The following is an 18,097-nucleotide window of genomic DNA, read 5'->3' on the forward strand; positions in this document are numbered from 1 at the left end:
CATCCGGCGACGCGTCCGCAACCGATTTATCCGCCCGTTCCGCGTGGATCGGTGGACGGCGGGCCGGCAACAAAAAGGGCCGCCGGCGAGTCTCCTCACCGACGGCCCTTTTTGCAGGTTCGAGCGTTAGGCGCCCGCAACGTTCGGGTCCAGCGCGATGCCGGGACCATTCGTCGTGGAGATCGTCGCCTTCTGCACGTAGCGTCCCTTGGACGACGACGGCTTCAACCGCACAACCTCTTCGAGAGCTGCGTTCAGGTTTTCCTGCAGCGCGCTTTCGGAGAACGACACCTTCCCCACCACGAAGTGCAGGTTGGCGTGCCGATCGACGCGGAATTCGATCTTGCCGCCCTTGATGTCGGTCACGGCCTTGGCCACGTCCATGGTCACGGTGCCGGTCTTCGGGTTCGGCATCAGGCCGCGCGGCCCGAGTACCTTGCCGAGTCGGCCGACCTTGCCCATCAGGTCGGGCGTGGCGACTGCCGAATCGAAGTCGGTGAAGCCGTTCGCCACCTTTTCCAGCAATTCGTCGGAACCGACGAAGTCGGCTCCGGCTTCGCGTGCCGCTTCCGCACGGTCACCGGTTGCGAAAACCAGGACCCGGGCCGTCTTACCGGTGCCGTTCGGAAGGTTGACGGTGCCGCGCACCATTTGATCGGCCTTGCGCGGGTCGACGCCCAGACGCAGGGCGACCTCGACGGTCGCGTCGAATTTGGAAACCGAGGTCTCCTTGGCCAGTTTCAATGCTTCGGTCGACGAGTACTGGTAGTCGGCTTCGACCTTGGCCGCTGCGGCCCGATAGGCCTTGCTGCGCTTTGTCATCTGCGTATCTCTCCTTAGCAGTCGTGGTGTGGGCCGGCAGTTGGCCCTGCCACTGGGGTTTGGTTAATCGACGGAACGTCAGTCTTCGACGGTGACGCCCATGGAGCGGGCCGTGCCCGCCACGATCTTGGACGCGGCGTCCATATCGTTCGCGTTCAGATCTTCCATCTTCGTCGTCGCGATCTCGCGGACCTGCTCGGCGGTGATCTTGCCGACCTTGTCCGTGTGCGGCGTTCCCGATCCCTTGGCGACGCCCGCCGCCTTTTTGATCAGTTCGGCCGCAGGCGGCGTCTTCGTGATGAATGTGAACGAACGGTCTTCGTACACGGTGATCTCCACCGGCACGACGTTGCCGCGCTGGGATTCCGTCTCGGCGTTGTACGCCTTGCAGAATTCCATGATGTTGACGCCGTGCTGGCCCAGCGCGGGGCCGATCGGCGGGGCCGGGTTAGCAGCACCAGCTTGAATCTGGAGCTTGATAAGGCCGGCGACCTTTTTCTTCGGAGGCATTTTCGGGTCCTTAACTTCTGTTGTGAGACGTTTGCCTTCCCCGCGCCGGGCGCGGAGCAAACGCATCCATTATTCCATGCTTTCGCCGCCGCTGAAACCAGCGACGGCGGAAGCTTCCCTGCACGGCCTGCCGTGCCGGAAGTTCTTAAATCTTGGCAACCTGGTTGAACGCGAGTTCCACCGGGACGTCGCGCTCAAAGATCGACAGCAACACGACGAGCTTCTGGGTCTCGGCCTTGATCTCGGTGACGGTGGCCGGGTGTCCTTCGAACGACCCTTCCTTGACCATGATCGATTCGCCGACCTCGAACTCGACCTCGATGGGCGAGGCCTTTTCCTGTCCGCCCTTGCCGCTGCCGGCCGCTTCGGGCTGTTCGGTTTCGAACACCGGAGCGAGCATCGTGAAGACCTCATCGATACGAAGCGGCACGGGGTTGTGCGCATTGCCCACGAATCCAGTCACGCCGGGGGTATGCCGGACGGCGCCCCAGGACTCGTCGGTCAGTTCCATCCGCACCAGCACGTAGCCGGGGATCCGGACGCGGCGCACTTGCTTGCGCACCGAGTTCTTGATCTCGACGACGTCTTCCATCGGCACCTCGATCTGGAAGATGAAATCTTCCATGTTGAGGCTGACAATGCGGTTTTCCAGATTCGCCTTGACGCGGTTTTCGTACCCTGCGTACGAGTGGATGACGTACCAGTCGCCGTCTTGGACGCGCAATTCGGCCTTGAACTCTTCGGCAGGGTCGACAGCGGCGGCCTCGGCATCGTCCGCGCCGGCATCGTCCGCGCCGGAAACGTCTTCGGCACCGGCAGCGTCGTCCATCTCGGCAACGGAGTCCACTTGATCGGCGTCAACTGTCTCGGTGGCGTTGTCGGCAGCCGCCTGCGACTCTGCCTCGACGCCGGCGTCAGGCGTTCCGACTTCGGGCGTCACGGTCTCGGGGTCGACGGCCGGGTCGACGTTCGAACCGGCTTCAGATTCCGACATTCTCCTGCTTTCTGTTCATTGTCACTCATGCGTGCGGGGCCGTGCGGCGGATCCGGGCCGCTACATGCTCCAGTTGAATTTTCCGGCAAATACCCATCCGGCAATTCCGCCGAACAAGAAATCCAAGCCGGTCACGATCGCCATCATGATGACCACGAAGACCACCACGACGATCGTCATGTTGACGAGTTCTTTGCGAGTGGGCCGAACGACTTTCTTCAGCTCGGCAATGACTTCCCGCAGGAATCGCCACATCCGCGCGAAAATGTTCCGCGGGCGGTCCTTGCCGCCTGGGCTCTCTTTCGCCTTTGATGGCGTTTCGGTCACGAATTCCTCACTCGTCCATCTCGATGTCGGCGGCTACCGTTTACCTGAGCAGGGTAGACAGGACTCGAACCTGCAACCTGCGGTTTTGGAGACCGCTGCGCTACCAATTGCGCCACTACCCTTGGCTACGTCCGAATGGGCGCAGTCGATTACAGCGGATTAAACCGCCAAGACTCGAGTTTACGCAGAAGGTGCACTCCTGCGCAAAAGCTCGGGCGCCCCCGACCGGCTCTGACGAATGACCGGGTCCGAGGATAATGAACACCGATGACTTCTTCGCATCCGAGTCCCCGCGGGGCCGGACGTTTCGCGCCCAGCCCGTCGGGCCCGTTGCATCTGGGTAATCTTCGCACGGCGTTGCTGGCCTGGCTGTTCGCCCGGTCGACCGGTCGCCGGTTCCTGCTGCGCGTAGAGGATCTGGATGCCGACCGCTCGCGTTTCGCCGGTCAGCAGCTCGACGAATTGCAGTCGCTCGGGTTGACGTGGGACGGCGAGCCGGTCTACCAGTCCGACCGGCTGCCGCTTTACCGGGAGGCTCTCGACGTCTTGCGCGAAGCCGGACACGTGTACGAGTGTTTTTGCTCGAGGCGGGAGATCCGACAGGCCGCCAGCGCGCCGCATTCGCCGGTCCGCCGTTATCCGGGCACGTGCCGCAATTTGACGGACGCAGAGGTACGGCAGCGCCGCCGGGATCGAGCGCCGGCACTGCGGTTGCGTACCGATGCCTCGACGGGCACCGTGCACGATCTCGTGGCCGGCGTCCACCGCGCCGCGCTCGACGACATGGTCCTCCAGCGCCGCGACGGCACACCGGCCTACAATCTCGCGGTCGTCGTCGACGATGCCGCCTGCGGCATTGATCAGGTCGTCCGCGCCGACGACCTGCTCGATTCGGCGGTGAGTCAGGCGTACCTGGCCGGCTTGCTCGACCTTCCGGTGCCCGAGTATGCACACGTGCCGCTGGCTGTGGGGCGCTCCGGACGCCGGCTGGCCAAGCGGGACGGCGACGTCACCCTCGAACGGCTTGCCGCACGCGGCCGGTCGGCGCAGTGGGCACTCGACCTCATCGCGTCGTCCTTGAGCGGTGCCGTGGCCGCCCGGCCCGGACGTTCGCCCGCCCAGTTACTCGACTCCTTCGATCCGGCGCTGCTGCCTGCCGGCCCGTGGTCGGTTCCGACCGAGTTGCCGTGATGGACGCCGTCCGGCACCGAATCATCGACACCCCGGTCGGTGCGCTGTTGCTCGCGGCCACCGAGGCCGGGATCGTCCGGGTCGCGTTCGAACGGGAGAATTTCGATGTCGTCCTTGCTGATCTCGCGGCCGCACTCGGTCCGACGGTTGCCCGTCCGACGACGCATCCGGCCGCCGCGGCCCGGCAGCTCGGCGAGTACTTCGCCGGGCGGCGCACGGTATTCACTGTCCCGGTCGACTACGCGCTGTCGTCGGGATTCAGGCTGCTCGTGCTCCGGTATCTGCCGCAGGTGCCGTACGCGAGCACCGTCTCATACGGGGAGGTCGCGGGCGCGGTCGGCCACCCTCGTGCGGCGCGGGCCGTCGGCAGCGCGTGCCGGACGAATCCGCTGCCGATCCTCGTCCCGTGTCACCGCGTCGTGCATGCCGACGGCACGCCGGGCGGGTATCTCGGCGGGCTCGAGGCGAAGGCCGCGCTCCTGGCCCTCGAACAACAAGCGTGAACGTACGTCACCGCGCCGGCGGGCCTCGCAACGGCCCGCTACCCCCCGGAACCTTCGGATTTGACCGGCTCCGGGACCTTGTCGTGTTTCTTCACGGTACCCGGCGCAATGCCGGGCACCGGCTTCCACGGCGCGATTGTCACGCTGCGATCCGGATGCACGGTGATCAATTGGTAGTCGAGCGCCCGGCCCGTGCTCTTGTCGAAGCGGAACAGCGTCATTTCCGCATCCATCTTCAACGGCCCCGGCGTGAGCGCGTTGGCACGTGCGCCGCCGGTCGTCGAATTGACGTAGCGGATGGACTTCCCCACTTGCTCCGGGCCGACGCGCCGGTGCCAGTGTCCGGAAATCTGCAAGGGCACGCATCCCTTGTCGGTAGTTGCCGCTCCGGCCAGCGGGTCGTGGATCAGCAGCAAATCGATGGGTTTGGCGGCACGGCACGTCGTGTCGGCCATGCGGGCACTCAGGCTCTGCACCGTCTCCTTGCCGACACGCTTGGTGCCCTGGCCGAAAATGGTGCGCCGCGGATCGGCATCGCCAATGATGCGGATACCGTCTACGGTGACGGCTTTGCCTTCCAAGACCGTGACGCCGGCCTTCTTCTCCTCGTCCACGGTGGCCGCGGAATCGTGATTGCCTTTCACCCAGACCTTGGAGATACCGTGCGGAATCGCCTTGGTCATCGAATCGACGCAATATTTCTCGGTCGGCGTTCCCGTCATAGTGGCATCGCCGGCCGCCAACACGGCATCGACCTGGCGGGCGCCCGCAACACGGCCGATGATCCGCGACATTCCGACGTTGCAGTGAATGTCCGACACGATCAGGAATGTGGCGATGTCGTTCGGAAGCGGCGTCTCGTCCGGATCCGGGATACCGCCGGGACTCGGCGATGAAGTGGACGACGGGGGCGGGTTGAGCGCGTTCATTGCCGCCGGCTCCGAAGCCAGCTCGTCGTTCAAATTGGACAACGCCTTCGCGTAGAATTTTTCGTTGGCGTCGTAGTAGTCCACCACCGTGCCGCCGACCCGATCGACAATCGAACTGAACCGGCCGGTCACGCGAGCCCCTTCGAGCGGCGTCCCGGCAAACAGCGGGTCACCCTCGAACGGCGCCGGCGAGCTCGGCCAGGTCAGTACTCCGGCGACGAGCGCGACCACCGCAGCCGCAGCGATGCCGCCGGCGGTCATCTTCGGACGCCGGCGCAGCCGGCCACGAATCTCGTCGCGCCGGGCGCGCCCCACCAACACGGACAGCCCGGCCGCTGCGGCCGTCAAGGCGAGGGCGCCCACGACATCGCGAAACACGACGTCACGGACCACTTCTCGCACCGCCCGGTCAATTTGCGCGTCCGGGTCGGCGAAGAACAGCGAATAACTTTGCACATCGCTGGACAAGTCGTCCATCGTCGACGGCTTGTTGACGGCGGACAGATCGGCTTCGATCTCTTCGACCTGCACGTGCACGCCCAGCGGCCCGGGTACCTGCGGCAGCGGCATCTCGATCGTGCCGAGAGGCCCGAGATCAACGTCCAGAATGTTCGACGCCGTCACCTCGACGATGGCGGTATGCGGACCGAACTGGGCAGTTGCGCGGGCCGATAAGATCGCCCACGGCGCCATCAGGACAGCACTGATCGCGAAAACGACGAGTAGTGCCCAGACTCGCCGGGCGGCCGGCGAGGTGGCGGCCGATCGCACGCTTGGGAGCCGGCGGCCGCGAATGCTCATGAGACCATACTGCCGGACAGCCGGGCGGATGAGGCAAACTCGAGAAATGGTCTTGGATTTGGCGACACTGCCCAAAGCGCATCTGCACGTGCATTTCACCGGCTCGATGCGGGTCGATACCGTCGTCGATCTGGGCGAGCAACACGGCATCCCCGTACCGGCAAGCGTGCGCACGCAGGAACTGCCCGACCTGACGCCGGATGCGCGCGGCTGGTTCCGGTTCCAACGCATTTACGACGCCGCACGCGCGGTCGTGCGCAGCGAATCGGACATGCGCCGGATCGTCGCCGAGGCCGCGGAGGACGACAGGGCCGAGGGGTCGGCGTGGCTTGAGCTGCAAGTCGACCCGACGTCGTACGCGCCGCACGTCGGGGGCATCACGCCGGCACTCGAGATAGTGCTGGATGCCGCCGCACAGGCTTCCGACGACGATTTCGGCGTCGCCGTCATCGTTGCGGCTTCGCGCACGCGCCACCCCCTGGATGCACGCGCCCTGGCCCGACTGGCGGCCCGGTACGCCGGCGACCGACCCGGCACCGTCGTCGGTTTCGGATTGAGCAACGATGAACGCCGCGGCGTCACCACCGATTTCGGCAGGGCGTTCGATATCGCCCGTCGAGCGGGACTCGGATCGATGCCGCACGGCGGCGAGCTGCTCGGCCCCGATCACGTGCGCGAAGTACTCGCGACCTTGCACCCCGACAGGCTTGGTCACGGCGTCCGAGTGACGGAAGATTCGGACCTGCTGGCACGCGTCATTGACGAGCAGATCGCACTCGAGGTCTGCCCGGCGTCCAATGTCAGCTTGGGCGTGTACGACGGGCCCGACCGGGTACCGTTGCGGAGGTTGTTCGACGCCGGGGCCCGGATTGCGTTGGGCGCCGACGATCCGCTGCTGTTCGGCAGCCGACTGCTGGCTCAATACGAGACGGCGCGGGACGCTGCGGGCTTCTCCGATCCGGAACTTGCCGAATTGGCGCGCGGCTCGGTGCGCGCCTCCCGGGCGCCGGACGCGTTCAAGACGAACGTCTTGGCCGGGATCGACGACTGGCTGGCCTCTTCCTCTTAGAGCCGGCAGCCGATCAGGTCGGGTTCGGGGCGCAGGTCGATGCCGTACGCATCCCGGACGCCGGCCCGGACGACACGCGCCAGTTCGATCAGATCGGACGCCGTCGCGCTCCCCCGGTTCGTCAGCGCCAACGTGTGCTTGGTCGACAGCGACGCGACTGACGGGTCAATGCCGAACCCCTTGGCAAATCCAGCGTGATCGATCAGCCACGCCGCGCTGGACTTCACCAGCCCACCGTCGACCGGCCACGTTGGGGCGCCGTCCGGCACGGCGGACGGCTCGATGATCGGGTTGGTGAAAAACGAGCCGGCGCTGTACGTGTCCGGATCGTTCTTGTCGAGGACCATGCCTTTGCCGGCGCGCAGACGCAGGACGGCGTGCCGGACGGCTTGTGCCGATGCACGCTCGCCGATCCGGACGCCGAGCGTTCGGGCGAGTTCGGCGTAGGCGACGGGTGCACTCCCGTCGGACACGTCCAGGGCGAATTCGACGTCGAGAACTATGTACCGCGGTTGTCCGAGTGCGCGCGCCGTACGTTTGAACAGTGAATCGCGGTAGGCGAATTCGCATTCGGAGCCGGAGAGTTCCAATTCGGCGCCGGCCTGCCGATCCCACACGTGCACCGTCGTGATGCGGGTCGCGACTTCGGTGCCGTAGGCGCCCACGTTCTGCACGGGCGTGGCGCCCGCGGAGCCGGGCACGCCGGAGAGGGCCTCGAGCCCGGACAGTCCCTCTTCCAAAGTGCGGGCCACGACGTCGTCCCACGTCATACCGGCCTCGACGCGGACCAACGCCCGGCCGGGCCCGTCGGGGGTGACGGTGATGCCGCGGGTACGCACGTGGATCACCGTGCCGGTGAAGCCTTCGTCGGCGACCAGCAGATTGGATCCGCCGCCGAGCACCAGCACGTCGCGCCCGGACGCCCCGCCCGGCATGGGGTGCTCGGCCAGAAGCCCCACGAGCTCCTCGCGGGTCGCGGCCCGGCGGTAGTCTCCGATCGGGCCGCCGACCTTGAAAGTGGTCAGGTCGGCCAGCGACGGCGCTCCTTCACCGGTCATAGTGCGACGACGGCTTGCGCCTTGCCCAGCACCGTCTTGCCTCCGGTTGTCGCGGTCAGGTCGATACGGGCCGTGCCGGCGTCGACATCCAACGCGCCGACAGCGGCGGTGACGGCGATGACCGCCGTAGCCTCATCGGGCGATCCGCTCGCGGCATCGGGCACGGGGACCGGGCGGGTGAACCGGACCTGGTAGTCCCGGACGCGTCCGGGATCCCCGACCCAGTCGACGACGACGCCCACGACGGCGCCCATCGTGAACATGCCGTGCGCGATGACGCCGTCCAGGCCCACTTCCCGGGCGAACCGCTCGTTCCAGTGGATCGGGTTGAAGTCGCCCGACGCGCCGGCATAGCGCACCAGGTCGCCGCGCGAGACCGGGTACTCGGCCGATGCGACTTCGTCGCCGACGCTCAGGTCGGTTACTTGCGGGGCGCTCATGAGTCGTCTCCTCGGATCACGATGGACGAGATGGCAGTGACGACGCGCTCGCCGTCCTCCGCCTCGATCTCGGAACGGGTGGTGACCATGGCGTTCGGGCCGACCGTACGCACCGAGTCGACGAAGAGCTCGGCGACGAGCCGGTCGCCGGCGACGATCGGACGGTGGTGGGTGAAGCGCTGCGAGCCGTGCACGACGCGGGAGAAGTCGATGCCGGCGTCCGGGTCGGCGATCAGCCGCGCGTCCGAGCGTTGCGCCGGGATGACGGCGAAGGTGGGCGGGGCGATGACGTCGGAGTAGCCGAGCGCCTGAGCGGCGTCCGGATCCGTGTACGCCGCGTGGTCGGCGTGGGTGGCGGCGGCAAATGCGCGGATCTGCTCGCGTCCAACTTCGTAGACGTCGCCGGCAGGATACTGCCGGCCTTCGATATCGGAATTCATCCAACCTCCATGTCGATCCGGCGCGGCTAGAGACCCGTTGGAGGTGTCTGTAGCGGGGGCGGGGCACGATCCCGCGACCTCACGATTATGAGTCGTGCGCTCTAACCAACTGAGCTACCCCGCCGCGTTCATCAGGCTGACACAGTCATTCTGACGTACCGAGCCCCGAAAGGGAATCGAACCCTTGACCTTCTCCTTACCATGGAGACGCTCTGCCGACTGAGCTATCGGGGCAACGCCATAAAACTTTACAGGCAATGTCGCGCATTAGAAAATCGGCGCCTCCACACGCTCCCGAGTGGCGGCCAATGGCTCCCCCTTTTCGCCGAGTGGTGGCGAATGGTCGTGATTTTTTAAAAATCACGACCATTCGCCACCACTCGATGACGGCACACGACCATTCGCCACCACTCGATGACGTCAATTCGGCAGATTCGCCGGCAGCCGGTACGGCACCGAGCGCGGCGGGGCCGGATGACCGGCTTCGCCGAGGACGGCGTCCAGGTAGCCCTGCAGGCGGGCCGGATGGTCGGTGATGATCGAGCTCACGCCGAAGTCGAGCAGCCGGCGCCACTGATCTTGTTCGTCCACGAACCACACGAAACTTCCGACGCCGGTATCCACGATGGCGCGCATTTCGTCCGGTCGGTGCAGCAGGCCCTGCACGCTGGGGTTGTACGCTGCAACTTCGAGTTCCGGCAAGAGTTCGAGGTCGCTTTGCCGCGGCGCACTGCGCAACAGTCCGCGCGGCAGATCGGGCGCAACGCTCAACAGATTGCGCACCGTTCTGACGTTGAAGCTTTGCACAAGCACGCGATCGTCCAGTCCGGCGCTCCGGATCCGCTCGCACACGGCCTTCACCCCGTCGGGCTCCCACAGGCCCTTGAATTCGAAAAGCATCCGGCCGCCGTGCTCGGCAAATCCGGCAAGCATCGACTCCAGCGTCGGGATCCGGGCGCCGGCAAATCCCGGCCCGAGCCACGAGCCGGCATCGATATCGGCCAGCTCGGACAGCGTTTGTTGCTCGACGGTTCCGGTGCCGTCGGTTGTGCGCTCGAGCGTGTCGTCGTGGATGATGATCGGCACGCCGTCCGAGGTGCGGGTGACGTCGAACTCGATGAAATCGACGCCGACGGCGCGGGCCGCGTCAACGGCGGCCAGCGTGTTCTCGGGGACGGCGCCGGAGTATCCGCGATGGGCACTGACCCACGGCCGTCCGGTCTCGTGTGGATCGGGAAGGCCGATCCGCTGCTGGAATTTCTGCCATTCGGATTCCATCCCGTCAGCCTAGCCGAGCCCGGCGGCGAATAGGATGTCCGCTAGGCGACGCCGCGGCACGGGCCCGGCGCGCGCCCGACAGCGGGCGTTTGAACAGGATTGAGATGACGACGTGGCGTTGCAGTGGCCCGGCCGGCAGCTTGCCCGGTGGCTTGCCTGGTGGCTGCTCGGCGTCCTGGTCGTGGTCACGGGCGTGTTGCCGCCGGACGATTTTGCGGCGCTCGCCTGGCGAGTTGGGCCGATCCTGGGGTTCGTCGCGTCCATCACCGTGGTCGTCGAGCTTGCCACCTCGGCCGGACTCTTCGACGTCGTGGGAGACCGGATTGCAGCGTGGGGCAGGCATACCGGATGGTTGATCTGGCTGCTGGTCGTCGGCGCGGCCACCGTCAGCACGGCGTTCCTCTCCCTCGACACGACGGCAGTCGTGCTCACTCCGATCGTCGTTCTGCTGGCCCGCAAGGCGTCGATGTCTCCCCTGCCGTTTGCACTGACAACCGTGTGGCTGGCCAATACGGCGTCCGTGCTGTTGCCGGTATCGAATGTGACGAACCTGCTGGCGTGGCATCGCTGGCCCGTGCACCCGATCGGGTTCGCCGGAGCCATGTGGGCGCCGTTCGTCGTCGGTGTGGCACTTCCTGCCGCGCTGGTCTGGCTGCTCTACCGCCGCCGGCTGGCACACCGGTACTCGCCTCCGCCGCGCCATGTGGCTGCCGACAAGCCGTTGTTGGTGACAAGCGGCACTGTTGTGGCCGCCCTGTTGCCCGCGCTGGTGTCCGGGGTTCCCGTCTGGATCCCGTCCACGGCGGCCGCCGTTTTGCTGACGGCCGCGTTCGCCGTGCGCCGTCCGGGGACATTGCGGCCCGCGCTGATTCCGTGGCGTGCCGTGTCGATTGCGGCAGTGTTGTTCATCGTGGTGCAGGCCGCGGCGGCGCACGGTCTCACCACGGCAGTCCTGACACTGGCAGGAACCGGCAACGGCTATCCGGAGCTGCTGCGGCTGGCGGGCGTCGCAGCGTTGGCGGCAAACGTCGTCAACAACTTGCCGGCATACCTGGCACTTGAGCCGGCTGCCGGCACGCCGATCCGCCTCGGGGCGCTCTTGATCGGAGTCAACCTGGGTGCCATCGTGACGCCGTGGGCGTCACTGGCCGTGCTGTTGTGGCATGAGAGGGTCGCCTCCCTTGGAGTACGGATGTCGTGGCGCCGGTATTCACTCGTGGGGCTCGGGTTGACCGTGGTGCTCGTGCCGGCCGCCGTGGGCGCGCTGTGGCTGGCGCACGGGCTGCCCGGTTAGCACGGCACGGCGCGGCCGCCGGTCGCCCCCGTGCTATTTCCCTCCCAACGTGAACTTGTCCGGCACGCCGAGCCCCGTGCACGCGTCCCATCCCGGACCGGACTCGTAGGCGCCGTTCGAGCCGGACGTGATATCGCGAAATCCATCCGTGGTGTGCCCCGGTGTCACGCCCTTGTAGATGACCGGGTGGATCAGGCCCGGTCGTTTGCCGGGCGAGCCCGCGGCACTGCCGTCCGAGCCCGCGGCGTTCGCGGCAATGCGCGTGAGCAGCCCGGCCCACAGCGGGGCCACGGCGCTGGTTCCGCCGTAGACCGCCGATTTTCCGTCCACGTACACCTGGTATCCGGTATTCGGGTCGGCCGTCGCCGCCACGTCGGGCACTCCCCTGCCGCCTTTCCCGGTCGACGCCTCCGCCGAGGTGGCCGTCGATGCGCCTTTCCTGGGCGGAACTCCGGCATCGGCCTGCCACTTGGGCTGGTCGAAGACGTCGCTGACGCCCCCGCCGGTGGCGCCGCCGCCTTGCACGTTCCACACCGTTTCGCTCGTCACGGTGCCGGTGTCCGCGTCAGCGTGCAACGTCGTGCCGCCGCATGCCAATGCGTGCGGACTGGACGCCGGGAAGTCGACGTGCGGCCCTGCCGCACCCGTATCGGCCGAACCGGTATCGGCGGCATCGCTGCTGCCGTGATCCCCGGCCGCGGCCGTGACGCACACGCCAAGTGCTGCCGCATCGGCGAACGCGTCGTCGAGAGCGCCCCGGGCCTGCGCCGTCCATGCGTCCTCGCTCTGACCCCAGCTGATACTGATTGCGGCAGGGGTGGGATCGGCGTGCACGGCCTTGGAGACGGCGTCGATGAATCCGTCATCCGTGTTGGGACCGAAGTACACGACGATATCGGCTTTTGGCGCAATGGCCCCGGCTATTTCGATGTCGAGGAGCACTTCGCCATCCGCGCCCTTCGGGTCCTTGCCGGGATTGTTCTTGGCGCCGTCAACGCCGACGGCCGTGACCTTCGGCTTGTCGATGCCGAGGTGCGAGAAGTAGTGCGTCAAGTCGTCATCGCCAAAGCCGCCGCCCAGTTCGATGATGCCGATCGATTGGCCTGCACCGTCGCCGTCCGGCATTGAATAGATCTTCGCCAGGTCAAGCGGGGTGTAGCTGGCGTCCGGTTTCGCGGACGCCCACGAGTGAGCACGCGATTGCGGCCGGTCGTCCAGGCCGAACACGCCCGTGACGACGTCCCGCAGACCGGACGGAACACTCAACGTCCCTTCCCGGTGCCGGTGTGTCATGGGGCGTCCGGTCGCCGGGTCCGCCGATTCGGCGCGGTTCAACCGGACACCGAACGTGGTGGCGAGCGCCCCGGCCGGTCCTTCGACGCGCATGGTGCGCGCACCGGGGTCGACCGCGGTCACCGCCAGCCCGGCGGACGTCAAGGCGGCGGTCACCGCGCCGATATCGGCGTCCGACGCGCCATAGCTCTCCGCCAGTTCGGCGGGCGTCAGCGCGCCGGCCGCCATGACGTCGTCGGGCAGTTCGGCCTTGCGGCGAAGCAGCACCGTCAGACCGATTCGTTCCGATTTGTCGACCTCCCCCAAGATTCGGACGTCCGGAGCGGCTTGCCGGTGGCTGGCCGAGAGTTCGAACGGCTGGGTGGACGACTGGTTGCGGGGCTGGTCCGTGGTCATACGGCCATTGTGCGCTTCATCACCGACAACGTCGATGGGCTCGTGCTCAGCGCCGGTGAATCTCGATCAGTTCGCCGTCGGGATCGGTGACGGTGACGTGCGGAGCCTGCGCCTCGGGCTCTTCGGTCACCGCGTATCCCTCGGCACGCATCCGGTGCACGAAATCGGCAAGCGGCTCGGAGGTTTTGAAGCTCAGTCCGCAGCGGTATTCCGTGCCCGTCTCGCTTGCGTGCAGCCCTATCACCCCCGACTCGGCGCCGGCGCGGAGTTCACGCCACCCGGACGCCGTGGCGGCGACGGAGAATCCCAGGCGGTCGAAGAACGCCTGCCACCCGTCAAGGTCCGGGGTGAAGACGACGGCCACCACGTCGACGGCCGGTCCGTCGGCCGTGCCGCCGTCGGACCGGCCGCCCGGCCGATCGTTGGACGAGTGCTTGCTGAAGCCGTAGAAGTCATCGGGCGGCTCGCGGACGCCGATCTCGTGCCCGGGTCCGAGGACCGCCGCCCGCCGGCCAAATGCCTCGTCCCACCAACGCGCGTGAAGCCCGCCGCGAATAAGATCCTCTGCTGCCGCGCGAGCGTCGGGCGTTTCGAGGCCGAATGACGTGGTCACGCTCTCAGCCGTCTCGGCAGAGGCAAGCGGGTGGACGGCGACAATGCCGCCGGCGCCGCCCAGCACCGCGAAGTCGTCCTTCGTGACCACCGGACGGAGCCCGACGGCTTCCAGGAAGCGCCGCATCTCGGCGGGCCCGTCGGTGAACCGATACGGGCTCACCCGATAGTCGGACGCCGCAGCGCGTTCGGTCATCGCTCATTCCTTTCCAGGGACACCGGGTCTTGACACCTGTTGCTCCACGAGCGTAGTCGTGTATTAGTTTGCTAGCAACAGTCTTGCGTGTCACGGCTGCGGGTTGCGCGAATCGTAGCGACGGAAAGCCGGCTGCAGCTTTGCCAGGATCAGCACGGCCAGCACGCAGGCAAGTCCGCCGGCGAGCGCTTCCAGCCCTTCGCCGAGCAGCGATCCGCCGGCTCCGGCCACGACGTCCCCCATGCGCGGGCCGCCGGCGACCACCACGATGAAGATTCCCTGCAGCCGGCCGCGCATCGCGTCCGGCGTGGCTGCCTGCAGGATGGTATTGCGGAACACCATGCTGATCGAATCGACCCCGCCCGACACCAGCAGGCACGCGGCCGCCAGCCAGAGGAACAAATCCGACGGGTTCGGGCCGGTGCGGTGCGCGATCACGATGACGACGCCGAAGCCCGCTATCGCAAGCCCCCACAGGCCGACACAGTTGATGACGACCATGCCTTGGCGGCGCACCCTGCCGAGCGGTCCGGAGAACAGCGCGGCTCCCATCGATCCAAGTGCCGTCGACGCCAGCAGGAAACCGACGGTCGTGCCGTTGCCACCCAGCACCGCCTCCCCCACGGCCGGCAACAAGGCACGCGGCTGGGCAAAGATCATGGCACACATGTCCGACAAGAAAGTCATTCGGATATTGGGCCGAGTCGATAGGAATGTGAATCCCTGTACGACGGATCGCAGTCCGGCTTTGTGGACTTCGCCTTCGGGTGGGATCGGCGGCAGTTTCACCAACGCCCACAGCGCGAACGAGAACGTGAGGACGTCGATCGTATAGGTGGCGCCGTAGCCGACCGAGGCGACGAGGACACCGGCCAGCATGGGTCCAACCGTCATGGACACGCTGAAGATGATCGACCCGAGCGCGTTCGCGGCCGGGAGCATCTCCTTGCGCACCAATCGCGGGATGATGGCACTGCGGGCGGGCTGATTCAACCCGGCCGCAGCGTTCTGCACCGCCACGAGGCAGTAGAGCACCCACACATTGCCAAGCCCGAACCATGCCTGGGCGGCAATGCCGATCGTGACCGCCCAGAGCACGAGCGAGGCGTAAATGGCGACCTTGCGACGGTCGTGCGCATCGACGACCGAACCGCCGTACAGCCCCGAGGCCACGAGTGGGACCAGCGCGAACACCCCGAGCAGGCCGACCGCGAACGTGGATTTGGTGATGGCGTAGATTTCCAGGCTGACCGCAACGGTCGTCAACTGAGTGCCGATCGACGACAACGCCAGTCCGGTCCACAGCCGCCGGTAGTCGGGGTTTTCCCGCAGCGGCGTCAGATCGGCAAGGAGTCGGGGCACCGACTTAGTGTACGGCCCACGTTCCCGCGGCTTGTTCCGCGTGGGCGTCCGTTCGCCGGAGCGGTAGAAGGACGCGCCCACGCGGAACGGTTGGAGCGAGGGAACGGGCCCGCCACGCGGATACAGAAGAGCCCCCGCCGGAACTCAATCCGGCGAGGGCTTCCTCTCCCTGGTGGCAGGTGAAGGATTCGAACCTTCGAAGCGTAACGCGGCTGATTTACAGTCAGCTCCCTTTGGCCGCTCGGGCAACCTGCCGTGGGGGTGCTTCATGCACCTAGAAGAGAATACTAGCCCAGGGCGCCGACTAGGAAATCGGGTCCGCCGGGCCTTCCGGGGCGCGTCGCCCGGCACTTCGTCGCGGCACCGCCGTCTTGGTTAAGCTGGCCGAAGGAGTCCGCCCACCCCGACCAGTAGGGAGCATCATCCATGGCAAGCGAATCCTCGTTCGACATCGTCAGCAAGGTCGACAAGCAGGAAGCCGACAACGCACTCAACCAGGCGGCCAAGGAAGTGTCGCAGCGCTACGACTTCCGCGGCATGAACGCGTCGATCGAGTGGAGCGGCGAGAAGATCATGATCAAAGCGGCTAGCGAAGACCGGGTGAAAGCCGTTTTGGACGTCTTCCAGTCGAAGCTGGTCAAGCGGGGCATTTCGCTGAAATCCCTCGACGACGGCGACCCGTACCCGTCGGGCAAGGAGTACCGCCTCGAGGCCGCACTCAAGGAAGGCATTGGGCAGGACGACGCCAAAAAGGTCTCCAAAATCATCCGCGACGAAGGGCCCAAGGGCGTCAAATCGCAGATCCAGGGCGACGAGCTGCGCGTGAGTTCGAAAAAGCGCGACGACCTCCAAGATGTCATTGCCCTGTTGAAAGGCAAGGATCTGGACATCGACCTGCAGTTCACCAACTACCGGTAGTCGACAAAATTTGACCGGACCGGCGCTCTCCCCCGGAGCCGACGTGCGCCGCACGGACGTCAGGGCACCGTCAGCCCGGTTCGCTGTGCCACGAAATTGCGCACCTGCGCCCGGAACTCCGGGTCGGCGGCAGCTCCTCGAACCGGCACGGTATGCAGGCGGTGATCGCCTCTGCGCAGCCGTGGCCCAATGAACGTCCGCTGAGGTACGTCCGGCGCGACGGCGGCCCAGACAATCGATCGGGCGGCATCATCCGGCGTGCGAGCGAGGAGCGCATCCACGGCACGGGCGGTCACCCGGCTCATGGGAGTCGTCGCCTGCTGGTTCATGGCGGTCGCCGCTACGCCGGGATGCGCGATCACGGAGCGGATGGGCGACCCGGTCGCCTCCAGTCGGTCGGTCAAGTCAACGGCAACGGCGGCGGCAGCCGTCTTCGAACTCCGGTACGTGCCCAATTGGGCAAATGCGGATGCGTCGTCGATGCCGGAAAGATCCGGCACCGCCGTCGTCCGCTGAGAAAGGTTCGAGCCGACGAGCACTATTCGCGGATCCGTCCCGGTCATCGCCGGAAGCAGCCGCTCGGCGAGAGCGGCAGGACCCACGACGTTCGTCGCCCAGGTGAGCTCGGTCCCGTCGACTCCCTTGTCGAATCTCGCCACGCTTACCCCGGCGTTGTTGATGAGCGCCCCGATCCTCGGACCCTCACTCAACACATCGTGCGCAAAGGCGGCGATGGAGTCGAGAGAGGCGGTATCGAGAGGTCGAATTTCGACGCTGCCCCGTCCGGCCAGAGCAGCGGCAACATGCGCGGCCTTGTCACGATTGCGCGCCCCGATGATGATGTGGGCGCCCGCTTTCGCGAGCTCGCGAGCGGCGACGAAACCGAGACCGCTCGTGGCGCCGGTGATCACGATAGTACGACCGCGTTGGTCCGGAATGTCGGCAAAGCTGAAATCGAAGGGGGTGGTGGGCACGAGTGGGTACTCCTCAAAAGACTTAAGCGGATGCCTTATCCGGTAAGCCTAGCACAACCGGATTATTCATCCGGTATTGTTGTCGTATGCCCGAGATTCTTGCCAGACCCCAGGCACAACGGGTCGACGCCGCCCGGAATCGCGCCCGACTCCTCGAGGTCGCCCGAGCTCACCTGCTTGCCGGCAATGACCTGCCACTCAATACGATCGCCCGCGAGGCAGCGGTCGGCGTGGGAACCGCGTACCGGCACTTCCCGAACCGCGCAACGCTACTGGAAGCACTGGCTATTGACGCCTTCGAGGCATTGCTGGAACAAGTCAGCGCTGCAATCGTCGCCTCTGGAACCGATACGGCAGCCGCACTGCGAGGGGCCCTCCAAGCCGCCTTCAATGAGCTCCGAGGCGACGCCGCGCTGGCCAAGATCCTCAGTTCCGGTGCGTTCTCCTGTGCCGATACGGCAGCGATCGCGAGCGATCTCGTCACGGCGTTCACCGACGTGCTGGCGCGTGCGCGCCGGGAAGGGCTGCTGCGCGAGGACGTCGGGCCGGACGACCTTCGCCGGCTGCTCTGCGGACTCGCTGCGGCCACGCACGCCGGCACCGAGCCGGTAGCCGATCCTTCGCGATACCTCGAGATCCTCGTGGCCGGGCTGCGACCTCACTAACGCCAAGGCGGGGCGTGACATTCTG

The 18,097-nt window shown here is 66.5% G+C and carries 19 protein-coding genes and 4 tRNA genes; 6 read left to right on the forward strand and 17 right to left on the reverse strand.

The window, feature by feature from the left end:
- Positions 1-126: 126 nt before the first annotated feature.
- From rplA to BJY26_RS18270, 5 genes are all read right to left on the reverse strand, one after another.
- Positions 127-822: a 50S ribosomal protein L1 gene (gene rplA / locus BJY26_RS18250; protein ID WP_179429588.1), complete on the reverse strand. Its 696-nt coding sequence runs from the start codon at positions 820-822 to the stop codon at positions 127-129.
- A gap of 78 nt (positions 823-900) precedes the next feature.
- Positions 901-1,332, reverse strand: a complete 432-nt coding sequence (gene rplK / locus BJY26_RS18255) for a 50S ribosomal protein L11 (RefSeq protein ID WP_179429589.1) — start codon at positions 1,330-1,332, stop codon at positions 901-903.
- A 145-nt stretch (positions 1,333-1,477) separates the two neighbouring features.
- Positions 1,478-2,326, reverse strand: coding sequence for a transcription termination/antitermination protein NusG (gene nusG, locus BJY26_RS18260; RefSeq protein WP_179429590.1), 849 nt, complete (start codon positions 2,324-2,326; stop codon positions 1,478-1,480).
- Between the two features lie 60 nt (positions 2,327-2,386).
- Positions 2,387-2,653 (reverse strand): preprotein translocase subunit SecE, encoded by a 267-nt coding sequence (gene secE / locus BJY26_RS18265; protein ID WP_179429591.1) that lies wholly within the window; start codon positions 2,651-2,653, stop codon positions 2,387-2,389.
- A gap of 49 nt (positions 2,654-2,702) precedes the next feature.
- Positions 2,703-2,775 (reverse strand) — tRNA-Trp (locus tag BJY26_RS18270).
- Between the two features lie 145 nt (positions 2,776-2,920).
- Here BJY26_RS18270 and gluQRS point away from each other — a divergent pair.
- Together gluQRS and BJY26_RS18280 are read left to right on the forward strand one after the other, a co-directional pair.
- Entirely contained in the window at positions 2,921-3,844 is a 924-nt protein-coding gene (gluQRS, locus tag BJY26_RS18275) for a tRNA glutamyl-Q(34) synthetase GluQRS (protein ID WP_179429592.1), read from the forward strand.
- Positions 3,844-4,347 carry a methylated-DNA--[protein]-cysteine S-methyltransferase gene (locus tag BJY26_RS18280; protein WP_179430068.1) on the forward strand — a complete coding sequence of 168 codons (504 nt, stop codon included), beginning with the start codon at positions 3,844-3,846 and terminating at the stop codon, positions 4,345-4,347. The genes gluQRS and BJY26_RS18280 overlap by 1 nt, the downstream gene beginning before the upstream one ends.
- A gap of 38 nt (positions 4,348-4,385) precedes the next feature.
- On the opposite strand, the gene BJY26_RS18285 is transcribed toward BJY26_RS18280, so the two are convergent.
- The gene (locus BJY26_RS18285) at positions 4,386-6,077 is read right to left on the reverse strand and encodes a metallophosphoesterase family protein (RefSeq protein ID WP_179429593.1); all 1,692 of its coding nucleotides are present in this window, start codon (positions 6,075-6,077) and stop codon (positions 4,386-4,388) included.
- 46 nt (positions 6,078-6,123) lie between these two features.
- Between BJY26_RS18285 and BJY26_RS18290 the strand changes: the two genes are divergently transcribed.
- Complete coding sequence (locus BJY26_RS18290) at positions 6,124-7,146, forward strand: adenosine deaminase (protein ID WP_237248895.1); 1,023 nt, start codon at positions 6,124-6,126, stop codon at positions 7,144-7,146.
- On the opposite strand, the gene BJY26_RS18295 is transcribed toward BJY26_RS18290, so the two are convergent.
- From BJY26_RS18295 to BJY26_RS18320, 6 genes are all read right to left on the reverse strand, one after another.
- Positions 7,143-8,204: a UDP-N-acetylmuramate dehydrogenase gene (locus BJY26_RS18295; RefSeq protein ID WP_179429595.1), complete on the reverse strand. Its 1,062-nt coding sequence runs from the start codon at positions 8,202-8,204 to the stop codon at positions 7,143-7,145. The two genes, BJY26_RS18290 and BJY26_RS18295, sit on opposite strands and share 4 nt — an antisense overlap.
- Complete coding sequence (locus BJY26_RS18300) at positions 8,201-8,644, reverse strand: MaoC/PaaZ C-terminal domain-containing protein (protein WP_179429596.1); 444 nt, start codon at positions 8,642-8,644, stop codon at positions 8,201-8,203. Before BJY26_RS18300 ends, BJY26_RS18295 begins: the two co-directional genes overlap by 4 nt.
- Complete coding sequence (locus tag BJY26_RS18305) at positions 8,641-9,084, reverse strand: FAS1-like dehydratase domain-containing protein (protein ID WP_179429597.1); 444 nt, start codon at positions 9,082-9,084, stop codon at positions 8,641-8,643. The genes BJY26_RS18300 and BJY26_RS18305 overlap by 4 nt, the downstream gene beginning before the upstream one ends.
- A 50-nt stretch (positions 9,085-9,134) precedes the next feature.
- Positions 9,135-9,208: transfer RNA gene (locus BJY26_RS18310), tRNA-Met, on the reverse strand.
- 37 nt (positions 9,209-9,245) lie between these two features.
- Positions 9,246-9,318, reverse strand: a tRNA-Thr gene (locus BJY26_RS18315).
- Between the two features lie 186 nt (positions 9,319-9,504).
- Positions 9,505-10,362, reverse strand: coding sequence for a glycerophosphodiester phosphodiesterase (locus BJY26_RS18320; RefSeq protein ID WP_179429598.1), 858 nt, complete (start codon positions 10,360-10,362; stop codon positions 9,505-9,507).
- A 112-nt stretch (positions 10,363-10,474) separates the two neighbouring features.
- Between BJY26_RS18320 and BJY26_RS18325 the strand changes: the two genes are divergently transcribed.
- Positions 10,475-11,656, forward strand: coding sequence for an ArsB/NhaD family transporter (locus tag BJY26_RS18325; protein ID WP_237248891.1), 1,182 nt, complete (start codon positions 10,475-10,477; stop codon positions 11,654-11,656).
- Positions 11,657-11,689: 33 nt separating this feature from the next.
- Here the strand turns inward: BJY26_RS18325 and BJY26_RS18330 are convergent, their stop codons facing one another.
- The 4 genes from BJY26_RS18330 to BJY26_RS18345 all read right to left on the reverse strand — a co-directional run bounded on the left by BJY26_RS18330 (position 11,690) and on the right by BJY26_RS18345 (position 15,770).
- A complete protein-coding gene (locus BJY26_RS18330) occupies positions 11,690-13,345 on the reverse strand; it encodes a S53 family peptidase (RefSeq protein ID WP_179429599.1) in 1,656 nt (551 codons plus the stop codon).
- A gap of 46 nt (positions 13,346-13,391) precedes the next feature.
- Positions 13,392-14,153: a VOC family protein gene (locus BJY26_RS18335; RefSeq protein WP_179429600.1), complete on the reverse strand. Its 762-nt coding sequence runs from the start codon at positions 14,151-14,153 to the stop codon at positions 13,392-13,394.
- Between the two features lie 90 nt (positions 14,154-14,243).
- Positions 14,244-15,515, reverse strand: a complete 1,272-nt coding sequence (locus BJY26_RS18340; RefSeq protein ID WP_179429601.1) for an MFS transporter — start codon at positions 15,513-15,515, stop codon at positions 14,244-14,246.
- A gap of 170 nt (positions 15,516-15,685) precedes the next feature.
- Positions 15,686-15,770 (reverse strand) — tRNA-Tyr (locus BJY26_RS18345).
- A gap of 171 nt (positions 15,771-15,941) precedes the next feature.
- Here BJY26_RS18345 and BJY26_RS18350 point away from each other — a divergent pair.
- Positions 15,942-16,433 carry a YajQ family cyclic di-GMP-binding protein gene (locus BJY26_RS18350; protein ID WP_179429602.1) on the forward strand — a complete coding sequence of 164 codons (492 nt, stop codon included), beginning with the start codon at positions 15,942-15,944 and terminating at the stop codon, positions 16,431-16,433.
- Positions 16,434-16,492: 59 nt separating this feature from the next.
- On the opposite strand, the gene BJY26_RS18355 is transcribed toward BJY26_RS18350, so the two are convergent.
- A complete protein-coding gene (locus BJY26_RS18355; protein WP_179429603.1) occupies positions 16,493-17,407 on the reverse strand; it encodes an SDR family NAD(P)-dependent oxidoreductase in 915 nt (304 codons plus the stop codon).
- A gap of 86 nt (positions 17,408-17,493) precedes the next feature.
- Between BJY26_RS18355 and BJY26_RS18360 the strand changes: the two genes are divergently transcribed.
- The gene (locus BJY26_RS18360) at positions 17,494-18,072 is read left to right on the forward strand and encodes a TetR/AcrR family transcriptional regulator (protein ID WP_179429604.1); all 579 of its coding nucleotides are present in this window, start codon (positions 17,494-17,496) and stop codon (positions 18,070-18,072) included.
- Positions 18,073-18,097: the final 25 nt, after the last annotated feature.

It is taken from the genome of Spelaeicoccus albus (assembly GCF_013409065.1).
GTDB lineage: Bacteria > Actinomycetota > Actinomycetes > Actinomycetales > Brevibacteriaceae > Spelaeicoccus > Spelaeicoccus albus.